The 15,908-nt window shown below is 59.3% G+C and carries 11 protein-coding genes and 1 pseudogene; 6 read left to right on the top strand and 6 right to left on the bottom strand.

The annotated features are described in order from the left end of the window. Window positions 1–114: pseudogene (locus tag GVK95_RS23425) on the top strand (IS5/IS1182 family transposase); the annotation flags it as partial. A gap of 192 nt (window positions 115–306) precedes the next feature. On the opposite strand, the gene GVK95_RS23430 reads toward GVK95_RS23425, so the two are convergent. After that, a complete protein-coding gene (locus GVK95_RS23430; protein ID WP_007607318.1) occupies window positions 307–519 on the bottom strand; it encodes a cold-shock protein in 213 nt (70 codons plus the stop codon). A 444-nt stretch (window positions 520–963) separates the two neighbouring features. On the opposite strand from GVK95_RS23430, the gene GVK95_RS23435 reads away from it, so the two are divergent. Next, complete coding sequence (locus GVK95_RS23435; protein ID WP_159953176.1) at window positions 964–1,584, top strand: J domain-containing protein; 621 nt, start codon at window positions 964–966, stop codon at window positions 1,582–1,584. A gap of 79 nt (window positions 1,585–1,663) precedes the next feature. On the opposite strand, the gene GVK95_RS23440 is transcribed toward GVK95_RS23435, so the two are convergent. Then, window positions 1,664–2,200, bottom strand: coding sequence for a hypothetical protein (locus tag GVK95_RS23440; RefSeq protein ID WP_159953104.1), 537 nt, complete (start codon window positions 2,198–2,200; stop codon window positions 1,664–1,666). An 880-nt stretch (window positions 2,201–3,080) separates the two neighbouring features. Between GVK95_RS23440 and GVK95_RS23445 the strand changes: the two genes are divergently transcribed. After that, a complete protein-coding gene (locus GVK95_RS23445; RefSeq protein WP_159953105.1) occupies window positions 3,081–5,507 on the top strand; it encodes an SIR2 family protein in 2,427 nt (808 codons plus the stop codon). Window positions 5,508–5,888: 381 nt separating this feature from the next. Next, window positions 5,889–6,200: an antibiotic biosynthesis monooxygenase family protein gene (locus GVK95_RS23450; protein WP_159953106.1), complete on the top strand. Its 312-nt coding sequence runs from the start codon at window positions 5,889–5,891 to the stop codon at window positions 6,198–6,200. 138 nt (window positions 6,201–6,338) lie between these two features. On the opposite strand, the gene uvrB is transcribed toward GVK95_RS23450, so the two are convergent. The 3 genes from uvrB to GVK95_RS23465 form a co-directional block, all read right to left on the bottom strand. Further along, window positions 6,339–9,518, bottom strand: a complete 3,180-nt coding sequence (uvrB, locus tag GVK95_RS23455; protein WP_159953107.1) for an excinuclease ABC subunit UvrB — start codon at window positions 9,516–9,518, stop codon at window positions 6,339–6,341. Window positions 9,519–9,630: 112 nt separating this feature from the next. Then, window positions 9,631–10,530: an HNH endonuclease gene (locus tag GVK95_RS23460; RefSeq protein WP_159953108.1), complete on the bottom strand. Its 900-nt coding sequence runs from the start codon at window positions 10,528–10,530 to the stop codon at window positions 9,631–9,633. 128 nt (window positions 10,531–10,658) lie between these two features. Beyond that, window positions 10,659–12,638, bottom strand: a complete 1,980-nt coding sequence (locus tag GVK95_RS23465) for an EAL domain-containing protein (RefSeq protein ID WP_159953109.1) — start codon at window positions 12,636–12,638, stop codon at window positions 10,659–10,661. Window positions 12,639–13,038: 400 nt separating this feature from the next. On the opposite strand from GVK95_RS23465, the gene GVK95_RS23470 reads away from it, so the two are divergent. Beyond that, window positions 13,039–13,389 carry a DMT family protein gene (locus GVK95_RS23470; protein ID WP_007607909.1) on the top strand — a complete coding sequence of 117 codons (351 nt, stop codon included), beginning with the start codon at window positions 13,039–13,041 and terminating at the stop codon, window positions 13,387–13,389. 37 nt (window positions 13,390–13,426) lie between these two features. On the opposite strand, the gene GVK95_RS23475 is transcribed toward GVK95_RS23470, so the two are convergent. Further along, window positions 13,427–13,831, bottom strand: a complete 405-nt coding sequence (locus GVK95_RS23475; protein ID WP_159953110.1) for an acyl-CoA thioesterase — start codon at window positions 13,829–13,831, stop codon at window positions 13,427–13,429. A gap of 174 nt (window positions 13,832–14,005) precedes the next feature. On the opposite strand from GVK95_RS23475, the gene GVK95_RS23480 reads away from it, so the two are divergent. After that, a complete protein-coding gene (locus GVK95_RS23480) occupies window positions 14,006–15,814 on the top strand; it encodes a methyl-accepting chemotaxis protein (RefSeq protein ID WP_159953111.1) in 1,809 nt (602 codons plus the stop codon). The last annotated feature ends 94 nt before the right edge of the window (window positions 15,815–15,908 follow it).

The raw sequence follows: 15,908 nt of genomic DNA on the forward strand, positions 1-15,908 counted from the left end.
TTCAGCAAACTCAAACAGTTCAGAGGCATCGCCACCCGTTACGACAAAGACCCGATGAACTTTCTCGCCGCCGTCAAATTGGCAGCAGCGAGAATTTGGATCAGATCGTTATGAGTCTACGGCCTAGCCCGACACATCCCTGGCCCGAAACATCCCTGGCCCAACACATCACCAGACCGGCACATCACCAACAAAAAAAACGGCGCCCGGTGAGGCGCCGCTGGTTCCTCGTGCCCAGGGGGACAAGGATAATGCGAAAATGTGGCGCGCGTCAGGCGGGCGCCCTCATCAAGCCGGCAGGTGACCTTAGTCAGCCTGGATGTTGACGGCCTTCGGGCCCTTGCCCATGCGATCCGGCTCGGTGTCGAAGGTGACCTGCTGGCCGTCCTTCAGGGTCTGCAGGCCCGAGGCCTGGAGCGCCGAGATGTGGACGAACACGTCTTTCGCGCCGCCGTCCGGAGTGATGAAGCCGAAGCCCTTGTCCTGGTTGAAGAATTTAACGATGCCCTTGGTGGCCATGGGGGATTTCCTTTTCCCGTGTTGCGGTATCCTCCGCGCCCGGCTGACCGGAGGCGGACAAGTTAAGTCCCGGCAGGCGGGACCGTCGAGTGGTCGCGATAACGGGGAAAGAACGTCTACCAGCGGGAGGAGGCCCCCAGAGACCGCATGACGCGGTCGAAACAATCGTTCCAGTCTCCGGGATCATTAGTGCCCGAACATCAATAGAGGTATGGACATTTTTTCCGAAAGGCAAGGGCCAAAAATGAACGGCGCCTTTCCGTATGCCCTGCAAACGGCTGATATCCTTGATCATTGACAGGTCAACCGGGGCAGCCGTCCCTCCGGCAAGCACCCGCCCGGGCGCAGCAGCGGCTGCAGGCGGCGGGGGAAAGCCGGTCGTCCGGTCTTGATGCCGCCGGCGGTCCGGGGTAGGGGAAGGGCGGCTGGGAGCGAGGTTTTATGATGGCGAAAACGGGTGCCACGGTGATCGATCCCTATGACATTCTCGGCGTGGCGCGCGATGCCGACGAGGCGGCGGTCAAGGCCGCCTACCGCAAGATGGCGAAGAACGCCCATCCCGACGGCGGCGGCGATACGGACCGGTTCGCGACGATCAGCGCCTGCTACGAGCTGCTCAAGGACCCGGTGCGCCGGCGCGTCTATGACGATACCGGATACGATCCACAACTGGCCGAACCGACCGACCTCAAGGGGCTTATGGTGCTGGAAACGCTGGTCAATGACATGATCCTCGACGAGCGCGAGCCGGGCAGTTTCGACCCCGTCGCCGGCCTTCGCCGCAAGCTCACCGACGATATATTGAAAGCCCGCTTCCACATTCTCGAACTGGAGCGGCACCGCGCCCGGGTGCGCAAGCACATGGACCGGATCGGCCGGAGGCCCGAGGCCGACGTGCTCGGCTCGATGCTGCGGGCGCGGGCCACCTCGATCTCCGAGGCGATCAAGAACAGCGAGACGCAGATCGCCGCGATCGAGCGGGCCTATACGATGCTGGAAGGCTATTCCTACGAAATGGAACCGGCACCGGCGCATGCCGAGGAACTGCCGAAGGCAGCGGAATAGAAGGCAAGCCGGCGGCCGAGCGATTGGCAAGGCCGGGGGCACCTGCTGCCGGATAGTCGGCACCATTGCCCCGGCTCGCTCAGGTCGGGGGCGCCGGACGTCTTTTCCTGGGCGGTTTCTGCATTGCCGCCCTGTCGCTCGGCCAGTCGGGATCGGACCGCACCCAGGCGCGCACCCTGGCGCCATGCACCGGATGCCGAAAGCCGAAGGCGAGATTGAGCAGGATCACGTCGAGCCGGCGCCGGCCGACGGCGTCTTCATTCTGATCCGCCGACTCCTGCTGCAAAGACCCTTGCTGCACTGGCCAGGGATCGGGATCCCGGCCGAGCTTGTCGCGGGCGCCGGCCGCAAGCCGGTGAAATTCGCAGCGCGTGGTGGCGCGATCGGCCTCGGACAGGACGGCGAGGCAACGCGGCCAGGCGGGCTGGCCGCTGCTGGCGGTGCACCGGTGCCGGCGGTGGCAGGCGCGCACCCGGCAGGCGTCGAGCTTGAACACCAGCTTGACCAAGGTGCGGAAGATCACGTCGTCGGCAGGTGCCGAGGTCGGATCGGCGGATGTCGGCCTGGCTGCCGAACTGGCGGATGATGGGGGGAGGTTGGTCTTGCGCTCGGTCATCCTGGGTCTCCTGAACAGCGCTGGTGAAAGGGAAGGGTGGAAAAAAGGTCGCGCTTCGCCGCCGGTCGGATCGAACTCCTCCGGGGATGGTGGCAGTTTCGGACAGGGCGCCAGAAGCAACCTGATTTAATAATTTATATGGCTCCTTCCGGCGCCCTGTTCGGCGATTTTTGCCGGTTGCATGCGTCTCTCTGGCAAGGCGGCTCTGGCCGGCGAAACCAAGCGTTTCACCGTCAACCGGGCTTGGATCCCAAACGTCTCGTTGAGACGTCCTGGCCGGGTGCCCGGGAGGTTTCAGGTTCTCGGCGGATGTGCGCACATCCCGACCTGACCCTCGCCCGGGGAGCCTTGGCATTGTCGCCGCAGCTCCCGCCGTCTTTGTCACCGCACCCGTTGACCGGATCCGGCGCCTTGTTTGTGTGCCGCTGAGGCACGTCCGATGGCCGTTGGGATCGAGGTTGGCTCAAACCATCCGAGGTCTTTGCCATCCACCATCCCTCCACCGGAGGGAGACCGTTGCATCCGGCCCGGAGGGTCTGGCCAGCGACAGCCGCGCCCCCCGGCGCCGGTTCCGCTTCGCCGGGCTCGCAGCACCCGGTGTATCCGAAAGCGGAACGGGAGGAGTATGGCACGGACGGAAACGAGGGGGATGAAATGTGGTGCGTTTTATTGAAAAGACTGGGGGATTTGGAAAAGTCATCCTCTCTCCAGAAGTCAAGCTGCAGGCCTAACGGCGCAGAGTGGCATCGCGACAATGAAAACCTTTTGATATCGCTCCAAAGAGCGCGGGGGTCGCATTCAATTAGAAAATTCAACCGTTGATTTCAGAAACTACAAATTGTTACATGGGCTCGAAGGAACGCGAATCAGGAACGGGGCAATGACAAAAAACCACCTTTTGGATGAAATGTTGACTGACGTTCATGCTGGTTTTCCTATCCTAATCGTTGGTTCTGGATTCTCCGCTCAAGCCAAAGATCAAAATGGCTCCCCCATGAAGACGGGCGGACAGTTCGCGGCTTGGCTTAACAGCAAGCTCTCCTTCGCGAAGGAGTACCCACTCGATATCGTGTCTCGCGAATACAAAGAGGCTTTTGGCGAGCACGACTTGTTCGAAAAAATGCAATCTATGTTTACTTGTAGCGCAATTTCTGATCTGCAAACGAAAATGGTTTCATTGCCATGGAAGAGGATATACTCAACAAATTACGACGATGTAATCGATGAGGCCGCAAAATCTCTCTCGAAGCATATAGATGTAGTAAATGGAACAATTTCATCATCTTCCGATGTCGATAAAAACAAACTTAGCCTAATTCATATAAATGGCAAAATAAAGGATGTTGAATTTAAGGATTTTGATCAGAAGGTTCGGCTTACGAGAGCCAGTTACCTCACGGACGCATTTCTGAATTCTTCGTGGCCATCAATGATGCGGGCAGATCTCTCAGTTGCATCAGCGATTGTTATATACGGATACAGCACTTATGACTTGGACATTGCGCGGATATTGTACAGCGACCCGCAGTTTCGACAAAAGACATACTTCATTGAGCCTGTGGACTCAGATCCAGTTTTTAAGCGGGAGCTTGAGCAATTTGGTAGGGTGATCGAAGTCGATCCCTCTATAATTCTTGATACAATTAGACAATTCAAGGTCGTCCCTTCGGCCCCCAAAAATCTCCTCTCTTTTGAGCGGATGGATATGCCTGCGACGGCCAAGTCAGCGAGCGGAGATGACGTTCTCTCGCTCCTGTTGTACGGAGATTTCCAATCCGTGGTCGAGGTTGGCTCGCAGCATAGTCATCATAAGTACACTGTGAGCAGCAATATTGCGTCCGACATCAGGGAGAGAATTGTCTCAAATTCAGATAGGTATTTTCTGTTGCACTCTGACCTGGGCAACGGGAAAACGGTTTTTTGCGAGAAGCTCGCCCTTCTTTTAATCGCCGAGAAGAAAAAGTGCTATAAACTTCTTCAGTACGATGAGTATGTTGAGAGCGATCTATTTCAAATTTCCAAAGAAACAGATGTAGTTTTCTTCATAGAAGACGTATTTAGAAGCGGTAAAATAGTTTCAAAGGTCACTACAATGTGCCCCAATGCAGCTATCGTTGGTACTACTCGATCTGCAATATACGAACTAAGATCTCATCGTGTGAACGAGATTTTTTCTGCAGATTTCGTCGAATATGATTTAAATAAACTTGATGCCAATCAAGCGGATGAATTGATTGATCTCATTGATCAAAACGGGCTTTGGGCTGAGTTCTCAAGAAGGTCCCCTTCTGAGAAAAAGGACTTTGTTACGAGAAATTGCAAAAGTGAGTTGCGTAACGTTCTGATTTCCCTACTGGAATCTCCATCTATAAAAACTAAAATTCTCGACGCCTACAGGGATCAGCCGGACAGTGATGCACTTAGGGTCCTTGTTTCTGCGCTATTGTTAGATGTGGCTGGTTTCAATCCTGATATCATCCTCGTTAATCAGTTTACAGGCGTCGATATTTTCAAAAACAGGGAGAAGATAAATAACTCGTTCTCTATGGAGTTCGTGCAGAATGTAGGTGGACGAATTAAGGTGAAGTCTGCGGTATTCGCTGAGTATGTTCTCCAAAATGTCGTCGGATATAAATATATTGTGGATCGTATTATTGAAGTTATACGTACTTGCGAGAAATCAAAAAACAGTGCGTCAGTATTTTCCGATATACAAAAAGAGGTCATAAGGTTTAGCTTTATAGACAGAGTTTTCAAAAGGAAGGACGCCGGTGATAGCTACAAGCAGATATATGACAGCATTAAAGACTTGCCTTCGATGGCGCGCAATCCGCAGTTTTGGCTTCAATATGCAATAGCTCGACTCGAAGACGGAAACTACCGGGTAAGTGAAATACATTTCAAAACATCTTATAGTCATGCCAGCAAAATAAAGGGCTATGACACGTTCCAGATTGACAATCATTATGCAAGATTTCTGCTTGAAAGCCGTAAAAATGATAATTCTCTGAAAGATGATTTCAAAGCCTTCATCGATGCCCACGCACTTCTTATAAAGCAGGCGCGAAAAGAGAAAGATGCTTACTACCCGTACAAAGTCGCTAGAATATATCTTGATTTCTACAAGGTTAGAGGTGCATCTTATACTCCTGAGCAATTGAGGGTTTTACTTAACTCATGTCAGGAAATGATTGCAGAGATCGGAAAAGTAACGAAGGCGGCAAACAAGTATTATGTGATAGAAGAATGCTACGCTGATCTCACACGAATGAGCTCCGATCTTAAAAGTGCAATTGCGGGACGCTGATCGAGGGTTGCAGCTGGGTGCCGAAAGCTATGCGGATCGGTTCACAAAGTTACCAAGTTCTGCATGGGTTCCGGATCCAGGTCGTCTCAAGGTGGCAATCTGCCCCTTCGTTACCCTGCACAGAAGTGCGAGGGATGTTCCTCATCCGCGTATTGTGGGATTTCTCCCAGTGAGCTGGGAGAAAGGAGTGTCAGAGGCCCGGTCTTCCCGTCTTGCCCTTGGTGCGCTTCTGTCGCTTGACGTCGCCGGCGTCCTCGTAAGAGCCGGCGCCGGATTTGGCGCGGATAATCGGTCCTCGGGGCGAGACCGGGGATGGGGCTTGCGCATAACCCGCACTCAGCCGACACTCCACCGCTGAGCCAAATACCTCGGGAGGATACCATGAAATGCATCATCGGTTTCTTTACCACCAAGCCCGGACAGCGCGAGGCCTATCTCAGGGCGGCGCAGGATCATCTGGTGAAAAGCAGGCTTGATCCGGACTGTCTTTACATCGAACTGGTGCCGATGCCCGAGCATCCGGACCGGATCCTGCTGGCCGAGGCGTTTACCAGCGAAGAGGCGCATCGGCGGCATGAGGATACCGACCATATGCGGGCACTCTGGGCCGTCGGGCCCTTGCTGCTGTCGCATGTGGTGATCGACAATGTGATCTCCGACCAGGTGCAGCATATCGATGAGCGGTTTGATTGAGGGGGGCGCGCCCCCTCATCCGCCCTTTGGGCACCGCCGGCCCTTCGCATGGCTCAGGGCGTTCGACACTGCAATCGATTCACTGGATCGATTGCTTCGCTTCGCGAACCGTGTCTCACCCTCCGGGGGAGAAGGAAGTCACCGCCCGGGTCGGCCGGTCTTGCCCTTGGTGCGTTTCTGTCGCTTGACGTCGCCGGCGTCCTCGTAGGAGCCGGCGCCGGATTTGGCGCGGATGATCGGGCGGGGGTCGTCGGTGGATCCTCGGGTCGAGCCCGAGGATGACGATGTTGTGTCCGTGGCCGGCTTTTCCGGCAGTTTGCCGGGCATCGGTTTTTCGGTACGGCCGACGGTCATTTCGTCGAGGGTGTTCTTGCGGAACAGCGGCGTCGCCGTATCGGTGCCCGGGCCCATGTCGTCGAGGGTGGGTTTGGCGAAGTAGCTGCCCTTGCCCTCTGGTGAGCCGGATTTGTTGCGGCCTGACGTCGAGATGCGGGGTTGGCTTTCGCCTGCGTTGTCGGTGGGTCCTCGGGTCAAGCCCGAGGATGACGCCGGAGAGGTTGCGGATGGAGACGGAGAGGCTGCGGATGGAGACGGAGAGCTGGGTGCGGATCCTTTTCCATTGCCTCTCGAGCCTTCCGCATTTTTCGCCTCCTGTCTGGCCATCGGGTCGTCCATGGCGGCGAGTTCGGCGGCCTTGAGGCGTTTGATCTCGTCTCGCAGGCGGGCGGCCTTTTCGAAGTCGAGGTCGGCGGCGGCGTCGCGCATCGATTTTTCCAGGGCGTTGAGGTGGCTCTGGAGATTGTTGCCGACGAGGTGGCCGCCATCGGCAAAGCCCTTGCCGCCGGTGACGCCGGAAATGTCGGCGCGGACGTGATCGCGCTCGTAGACGGAATCGAGAATGTCGGAGATCTTCGCCTTGACCGATTCCGGCGTGATGCCGTGTTCGAGATTGTAGGCCTGCTGCTTTTCTCGGCGCCGGGAGGTCTCGTCCATCGCCCGCTGCATCGAGCCGGTGACCTTGTCGGCATAGAGGATCACTTTCCCGTCGACGTTACGCGCGGCGCGGCCGATGGTCTGGATCAGCGAAGTTTCCGAGCGCAGGAAGCCTTCCTTGTCGGCATCGAGAATGGCGACGAAGCCGCATTCGGGGATGTCGAGGCCTTCGCGCAACAGGTTGATGCCGACCAGCACGTCGAAAGCACCGAGACGCAGGTCACGCAGGATCTCGATGCGCTCCAGCGTGTCGATGTCGGAATGCATGTAGCGGACGCGCACGCCATGTTCGTGCAGGTATTCGGTGAGGTCCTCGGCCATGCGCTTGGTCAAGACGGTGACCAGGGTGCGGTAGCCCTTGAGGCTGGTTTCCTTGATCTCGCCGAGCACGTCGTCGACCTGGGTCTTGGCCGAGCGGACCTCGACCGGCGGGTCGATCAGGCCGGTCGGGCGGATGACCTGTTCGGCAAAGACGCCGCCGGACTGTTCCATCTCCCAATTGCCGGGCGTCGCCGAGACGGCGACCGTCGGCGGGCGCATGGCGTCCCATTCCTCGAAGCGCAGCGGCCGGTTGTCCATGCAGGACGGCAGGCGGAAGCCGTATTCGGCCAGCGTCGCTTTTCTGCGAAAATCTCCTCGGTACATGCCGCCGATCTGGGAGACGGAGACGTGGCTCTCGTCGATGAACAGCAGGGCATTGTCGGGGATGTATTCGAACAGCGTCGGCGGCGGCTCGCCGGGCTGGCGGCCGGTGAGATAACGCGAATAGTTCTCGATGCCGGCGCAGGAACCGGTGGCTTCCAGCATCTCGACATCATAGCGGGTGCGCTGTTCGAGGCGCTGGGCTTCGAGCAGACGGCCGGCCTTTTCCAGTTCGGCGAGGCGCTGTTTCAGCTCGTCCTTGATCGACTTGATCGCGCCGTTGAGGGCAGGGCGCGGGGTGACATAGTGGGAATTGGCGTAGATCTTCACCGACTTCATCTCGCCGGTCTTCTGGCCGGTCAGAGGGTCGAATTCGGTGATTGAATCGATCTCGTCGCCGAACAGCGAGATGCGCCAGGCGGCATCCTCCAGGTGGGCGGGGAAGAGTTCGATCGTGTCGCCGCGCACGCGGAACGAACCGCGGACGAAATTGATCTCCTGGCGCTTGTATTGCTGGGCGACGAGGTCGGCGAGCAATTGCCGCTGGTCGATGCGGTCGCCGACCGACATCTGGAAGGTCATGGCGGTGTAGGTCTCGACCGAGCCGATACCGTAGATGCACGAGACGGAGGCGACGATGATGCAGTCGTCGCGCTCGAGAATGGCGCGGGTGGCGGCGTGGCGCATGCGGTCGATCTGTTCGTTGATCGAACTCTCCTTCTCGATGAAGGTATCGGAGCGCGGCACATAGGCTTCCGGCTGGTAGTAGTCGTAGTAGGAGACGAAATATTCGACCGCGTTGTCGGGGAAGAAGTGCTTGAACTCGGAATAGAGCTGGGCGGCGAGCGTCTTGTTCGGCGCGAGGATGACGGCCGGGCGCTGGGTCGCCTCGATCACCTTGGCCATGGTGAAGGTCTTGCCGGAGCCGGTGACGCCGAGCAGGACCTGGGAACGCTCGCCGGAGTTTATGCCCTCGACGAGGTCGGCGATCGCGGTCGGCTGGTCGCCGGCCGGCTCGTAGTCGGAGACCATGCGGATGGCGATGCCGCCTTCCGACTTGTCCGGCCTGGCCGGGCGGTGCGGCGTCCAGATCTTGCCGTCCTTGAACAGCGGATTGCCGCTTTCGATCAGCGAGGACAGGGCTTCCACGGTTGCGGTGACAGCGCCGGGGGCGAGGCTTTCGGCCTCTTCCAGCGAGACATCCATGCCCGCGACCGGATTGAGGCCGGCAGCCGCGCGGGTCTTCGGATCGGAGGAGGCACCGACGGAGACGCCGCGCGACGTGGTGGTCGCGGTGGTGTGTTTTGCGGTTGCCTGTTTTGCGCTCGCGCTGCCGTCGCTCTGCGACTTCGCTCCGCGGGGGCCTCGCACGGGCTCGGACGCCCGTTCGGGCTTGCGGCCTGCGGCCGATTGCTGGGCCTTTTCCAGCGCCAGCTTCTCGGCGTGGCGGCGGGCCTCGATCTCGATCTTCTTGCGGTGCTTGCCGGCCTTCGACGCCAGCTCGCGCTGGCTCTCGACGCCCGCCGCCTCGGCCTCGGCCTCAAGCTGCCTGACCCAGTCGGAGACGGAGCCGGACAGCCCGCCCGAGATCGGCGCGCCTTCGAATTCAGACTGCGGGGCTTCTTCGAAACCGGGGGCGAAACCGGGCTTCGAAGGGGCGGAGGATTTGGGTGTCTTGGCCATCGGCGGAATATGGCGAAGGGCCGCGCGAAAAGGAAGGGCTGGCGGTGAAGAATCCGGAACAAAGGTGCAACGGGATCGGCGTCAACTGACAGGGTGGTGGCAGGAGGACGTGCTATTGCTTGAAGATGTTGTCGCGATGCCAGGCCATGTAGGCTGGATGTGGCCGATGGCGTGGCTCGGCTGGAACCTTGGCGATCAGATCCCGGGCGAGCATGTGCGAAATGTCCTCGTTCAGATGGCGCGACTGCAGGATTTTGTAGTCATCCGCAATCGACAGCAATCCACGATCGAACATCCAGTGAACTGTGCCGGACAGAGCAAGACCGTTCTGGATCGAGTCGTTGCCGCCACGCTCGACCGGCACGATATGGGCCGCTTCGACTTCCGGGCGTCCACCGCCATTGATCAGGCGCAGGCCGGTGAAGGCGCAGGTGCGGTCATAGACCTGACGGATGTGCTGCTTGAACTTGGCGTCGCGAAAGGGACGATTGATGGTCTGCTGGAGTATTGTCCGCTCAATGGGCTCGAACAAGAATGGGGTCTGGGCGGTTTCGTCGAGCTCCAGGCGTGGCAAGTCAATGGCTTGGGCATCGGTCCGGGCCGGCCATTCATCCGGCTCGGACAGACCTACCTGCACGATGGCAGCAAATTCGCGGTCGTCGATGATGCGAACGGCCTGGACACTTCGACCGGGATTGATTGTGCCGTCGGGGCGAACAAGTTGTTTCTCGAACCCGCCTTGCTCGACGTAATCGACAGGTCTGTCGAAATCCAAATAGTCATCAAGGAATGCGTAGAAATGGTCTGACTTCAACGGATCGGGTGAAACGCGGTTTATCCTCGCCAAGCCGGAATAGTATCGGCTTTTAAGGCCGGGCAGTGGGCCGTAGTAGATGATCCAGTCGCCGACTGCCTGTGAGACACGGGAAAGATAGGTCTTGGGGAAGTGATAGCGTCCCAGCGCATCGTCATAGATGCTTCCAGCCTTATGATAAAAGATCGCCTTGGCCATATCCCCCCCGAGTCACACGGCTGTAGTTTTAGGCGAGGACAGCAGCAAGTGGCAACAGCCTTAAGCCGCAACCTGAGCTTGGCGAAGCTTCATGCCCGGAGCAGAGCGTAGTCCCGTAGCAATCGGGATCAGGGTGCGGCGACCGAGAGGTGGCTGGTCTTGCGCTTCAGCGGCGTCTTGGTCTGGTGTTCGGCGATCCAGTCCTCGAGTTGCTTGACCGGCATCGGGCGGGCGAAGAGGTAGCCTTGCGCGGTCGTGCAGCCGAGGCGGGCGAGGATGGCGGCATCTTCGGCTGTTTCGACGCCTTCGATGATGATGTCGAGGGAGAGCGATTCACCGAGGCTGACCAGGGCGCTGATCAGCTTCTGGTTCGTCTCGAAGCGGGCGACGTCCTGGGCGAAGCTGCGGTCGATCTTCAGCCGGTCGATCTTCAGGCTGATCAGATAGGCGAGCGACGAATGGCCCATGCCGAAATCGTCGACGGCCAACTTGTAGCCGGCGGTTTCCAGGCGCTTCAGCTGTTCGCCGGCGATTTCCGGATCGAGGATCGCTTCCTCGGTGATCTCGATCTCGATCAGGCTGGGATCGACGCCGTGTTCGCCGGTGACGCGTTCAAGCATGTCGGCGACCGAATAGAGGGCGAATTCGCGCGGCGAGACGTTGAGCGCGACTGTCACGCCCTTGATGCCCAGTTCCGGCAGCCGCTTGCTGAGCAGGCAGACATCGGCGGCGATGCGCGCCGTCAGGCGGTCGGACAGGTGCACGACGCCCGCGGCCGTGACGATTTCCGGCGGCGAGACAAAGCCGAGCTGCGGATGCTGCCAGCGCACCAGAGCCTCGAAACCGGCGATGTCGCGGGTGGCCAAGTTGATCTGCGGCTGGAACCAGGCGGTGACCGCGCCGGATTCGATCGCCTTTTCCAAGTCCTGCTCGATGATGCGCTGGCGCTCGGCGTCACGCTTGAGATCGGGATTGAACTCGCGCATCTGGCGGCGACCGAGACGCTTGGCGTCATAAAGCGCCATGTCGGCGCAGGCGAGCAGTTCCTCGGCATTGGCGCCGTGATCGGGATAGGCGGCAAGGCCGATGCTCAGGCCGATGACCGAATTGCTCGCTCCACAGCGGATTGCGTCCCGACTGGCCAGCAACACCCGGTTGGCGTGGTTGCGCGCACGCTCCATCGCCCGTTCCCCGGTCACCACAACGGCGAATTCGTCGCCGCCGAGGCGGGCGATCAGGCTGCCATCGGTGATCGTATCGCGCAGCCGGTTGCCGATGTCGCAGAGCAGCGTGTCACCGGCGCTGTGGCCGAGCGTGTCGTTGATCGACTTGAACCGATCGACATCGATGATCAGCAGGACAACCTGCTCGTTGACGACCACGGCCCGGGCAATGTCGCCACTCAGGTGGCCATTGAAGAACATGCGGTTGGCGAGGCCCGTCAGCGTGTCGCGATTGGCGAGCGCCTCAAGCCGGGTGTTCTGGCGAAGGATGTCATTGTTGGCGCGGGTCAGACTGTCGGCAAGCGCCGTGGCCTCGAGACGGGCGAGCTGGTTGCTGACGAACATGCGTTCGGTCCACAGGCTGCGCCGAACGAATACGTAGATCAGCATCGCCAGGCAGCCGGCCAGCAGGTATTCCGGCCATTCGCCGATGCGGACCAGACTGAAGATGATCGAGCTGAGGATCGGCAGCGAGAAGACCAGCGCCAGCGGCGTGTAACCGATCTGCTTGACGACCGAGCCGGCCGCCAATCCACCGAGCAGGATGACAAGCGCCGCATCTGAACCGAGTGGCGCAAAGTTATCGACGAGAAAGGGAAGTGCAGCCCAGCACAGACCGGAGGCCGCCGCGCCGAGCGACATAAAGAACAGGGCGGATTGCGGCTTTTGTACCGCAACTTGCCGGCCGCGCAAGTAGTTCACCGAGATTCGGCGCAAGACGAGGATGGACAAGGCGAGAGCCAGCCAGACCAGGGCCGGCAGTTGCAGTCCGTGGTTGAAGGTGAGGATGCAGAGAGCGACAAACAGATTGATGGCGTTCATGGCCAGTGTCGAAACATGACCTTCGATGATGTCATCGACCTGCGCCTGCATGACTGCAGGCATGAAATGGGCGCCTCGATTTCGAAACAATGACATAAAAAACGTCCGTGCTTAATCGCAATAATTACTCAATAACATGAGCCACTTAACGTCCCGTTACATGACTAGGCATGCATTTTAGTAGAAATCGTCCCTCAGTTTTCAGGCAATATGAGTATTCTGATCGCCGGTTGCGATTTGCACGCCCTGCGAGCATGCACCGAAGGCTGATGTCACCGCCCGGCAGTGCCGCGTCAAACGTCTTGGTTGCAAAGGCGTCATGGCTGCGAAATCGATTGGTGCGGCTTACAAACAGTGTCTCCGCTGATAAAAAGGCATAGGCGTGAATTGCGGATTCGCAAACTGACGCCACCTGCCATCCAGCATTCGCTGATCTTTCATTTTTCTCTTTGCGGACCTCATCATGCCAAGCTTCTCCCCGGCCGCGCTCTGGCCTATCCTGCTACTGTCGCTTTCCAATGTCTTCATGACATTTGCCTGGTACGGACACCTGAAATACAAGAATTCCGCGCTGTTCATGGCTATTCTGGTCAGCTGGGGCATTGCGTTCTTCGAATACTGCCTAGCGGTCCCGGCCAATCGCATCGGTTCGCAGGTCTATTCCGCGGCGCAGCTGAAGACGATGCAGGAGGTCATTACCCTGATCGTGTTTGCCGGCTTCTCGGTATTCTGGCTGAAGGAAGCGCTGACCATCAACCATGTGATCGGCTTCATCCTGATCGCCGCCGGCGCCGCCTTCGTCTTCAAGGGCTGACGGCACAACATGCCGGCGTCCGTGACACCGCGGAGGCTCAGGCCGGCGGAACGGGTGTCGGCTTGCCGTCACTGTCGAGCGCGACCATGACAAAGGTCGCGGCCGTGACCTTTTCCATGATGGGGGTGAGATAGCGCTGGGCCCAGACCTCGACAGACAGCGTGATCGAGGTACGGCCGACGCGGGCGATATCGGTATAGACGCAAAGCGTGTCGCCGATCTTGACAGGCATGGCGAAGGCCATTTCCTGTACGGCTGCCGTGACCACGCGTCCGCTGGCGCGCTCTGCGGCACGGATGCCGCAGGCCAGGTCCATCTGCGCCATGACCCAGCCGCCGAAGATATCGCCGGCGGCATTGGCATCGGCCGGCATGGCCAGCGTGCGCAGTGTCAGTTCACCGGTGGGGATCGGAGGCTTGGTTGGGGTCTTGGTTTCTGTCATGCAGCACCTGAATCACGTTTCATCGGCGCTCAGGCTAACGGAGACGATGCCGCGCCGCCACCGACAAGATTAACAAAGCCTTGCCGTATTCGTTACGACTTTTGATAGTTTGCTCTTTAGAATATAAAAAAATGACTTATGGCAAATTGCCTCCAGTTTAACTGGGGGGATTCCATGAAAGCCTTTTCCTTGTCCGTCAGGCTTTATGCGCTGGTCGGCATTACGCTTGCGGTTCTGGTTGCGACGCTGACCTACAGCCTGTTCCATTCCTATGATGCGCTGACCAATGAACGGCGCGCGGGGCTGTCGGCGATCAACGACAATGCCGTCGCCATCTTCAACAAATACTACAAGATGGAGCAGGAGGGCACGCTGACCCGCGCGGAAGCGCAGGAGCGGGCGAAAGAGGTCGTCGCGGCGATGCGCTACAAGCCCGACGGCTATCTGTGGATCAACGACATGGGCCCGACCATGATCATGCATCCGATCAAGCCGGAACTGAATGGCAAGGACCTGAGCCAGAACAAGGATCCGACAGGCAAGCACCTGTTCGTCGAATTCGTCAACACGGTGAAGGCGCACAAGCAGGGCTTCGTCGACTATATGTGGCCAAAGCCCGGCTTTGACGAGCCTGTGCTGAAGTTTTCGCATGTCGTCGGCTTCGAGCCCTGGGGCTGGGTCGTCGGCACCGGCGTCTATTCGGACGATCTGGCGGCGATGTTCCGCCAGACGGCGCTGCAATATGGTGCGATCATCGGCGTCTCGATCCTCGCGATCATCGCCTGCGCCTATGCGGTGGTGGCCAGCGTCGTCAAGCCGATCAACCGGCTGAAGTCGGCGATGACCGATATTGCCAATGAACAGGTCGATACCGTGATTGCCGATGCCGACCGTCGCGACGAGATCGGCGGCATGGCGGGCGCACTTCTGGTGCTGCGTGACAGCGTTCGCGACCGTATCGGCATGCGCCAGCGCGAGAGCGAGCAGCAGCACAGCCTGAACGGCGAGCGCGAGCGTAATGAAAGCCAGTTGCGCTCTGCCGCCGAACGGCAGAACCATGCCATCCATTCGATCGGCTCGGCACTGGAACGTCTGGCCGAGGGCGACCTGACGGTGCAGATCGAGGCGCTCGGCGCCGACTATGAAAAACTGCGGCACGACTTCAATCGCGCGGTCGATTCACTCGGTAGCGTGATTGCATCGATCAACCAGACCAGCGATGTGGTCACCTCCAGTGCCGGCAATATCAGCGAGGCGACCAACAACCTGTCGCGGCGCACCGAGCAGCAGGCCGCCGCGCTGGAGCAGACCGCGGCGGCGCTGGACGAGATCACGGCGACCGTGCGCACCGCCGCCGAGCGGGCGAACGAGGCGCGCGACATGGTGGCGGCGACCAAGAAGAGCGCCAACCGCTCCGGCGAGATCGTCCGCAATGCTGTAGACGCCATGGGCAGGATCGAAGGTTCGTCGCAGAAGATCAACCAGATCATCTCGGTGATCGACGAAATCGCCTTCCAGACCAACCTTCTGGCGCTGAATGCCGGCGTCGAGGCGGCGCGGGCCGGGGAAGCCGGTCGTGGTTTCGCGGTGGTTGCCCAGGAAGTGCGCGAACTGGCACAGCGGTCCGCCAATGCGGCGAAGGAGATCAAGACGCTGATCAGCGCATCGGCAGCTGAAGTCGATACCGGCGTCGGCCTGGTGCGCTCGACCGGCGAGGCGCTGGTGGAGATCGAGCAACTGGTCAACCGGGTCAATGACAGCGTCGATACGATCGCGACGGCTGCCCGCGAACAGGCGACCGGGCTGCACGAGATCAACACTTCGGTCAACCACATGGACCAGATGACGCAGCAGAACGCGGCGATGGTCGAGGAAACCTCGGCGGCCGGACAGGCGCTGGCGGAAGAGAGCCACAACCTGCGCCAGCTGCTGTCCAGGCTGAAGATCAACCGCGACCAGGGCCGCGCACGCCGCGCCGCCTGACACGGATGGGCATGAACGGGAGGCCGGCGGAGCGATCCGCCGGCCTTTTTTTGTCTTGCGCCACGCGTTAACCATGACGGCAAAAGATGGGCGG

The sequence above is a fragment of the Rhizobium sp. 18065 genome (assembly GCF_902706095.1).
Classification (GTDB): domain Bacteria; phylum Pseudomonadota; class Alphaproteobacteria; order Rhizobiales; family Rhizobiaceae; genus Allorhizobium.

What these genes read in the sequence shown, in the direction of transcription:
- GVK95_RS23460 (WP_159953108.1), bottom strand. Translation starts at nt 10,530, where the DNA reads ATGGCCAAGGCGATCTTTTATCATAAGGCTGGAAGCATCTATGACGAT.
- GVK95_RS23450 (WP_159953106.1), top strand. Translation starts at nt 5,889, where the DNA reads ATGAAATGCATCATCGGTTTCTTTACCACCAAGCCCGGACAGCGCGAG.
- GVK95_RS23445 (WP_159953105.1), top strand. Translation starts at nt 3,081, where the DNA reads ATGACAAAAAACCACCTTTTGGATGAAATGTTGACTGACGTTCATGCT.
- GVK95_RS23465 (WP_159953109.1), bottom strand. Translation starts at nt 12,638, where the DNA reads ATGCCTGCAGTCATGCAGGCGCAGGTCGATGACATCATCGAAGGTCAT.
- GVK95_RS23440 (WP_159953104.1), bottom strand. Translation starts at nt 2,200, where the DNA reads ATGACCGAGCGCAAGACCAACCTCCCCCCATCATCCGCCAGTTCGGCA.
- GVK95_RS23475 (WP_159953110.1), bottom strand. Translation starts at nt 13,831, where the DNA reads ATGACAGAAACCAAGACCCCAACCAAGCCTCCGATCCCCACCGGTGAA.
- GVK95_RS23480 (WP_159953111.1), top strand. Translation starts at nt 14,006, where the DNA reads ATGAAAGCCTTTTCCTTGTCCGTCAGGCTTTATGCGCTGGTCGGCATT.
- GVK95_RS23470 (WP_007607909.1), top strand. Translation starts at nt 13,039, where the DNA reads ATGCCAAGCTTCTCCCCGGCCGCGCTCTGGCCTATCCTGCTACTGTCG.
- uvrB (WP_159953107.1), bottom strand. Translation starts at nt 9,518, where the DNA reads ATGGCCAAGACACCCAAATCCTCCGCCCCTTCGAAGCCCGGTTTCGCC.
- GVK95_RS23435 (WP_159953176.1), top strand. Translation starts at nt 964, where the DNA reads ATGGCGAAAACGGGTGCCACGGTGATCGATCCCTATGACATTCTCGGC.
- GVK95_RS23430 (WP_007607318.1), bottom strand. Translation starts at nt 519, where the DNA reads ATGGCCACCAAGGGCATCGTTAAATTCTTCAACCAGGACAAGGGCTTC.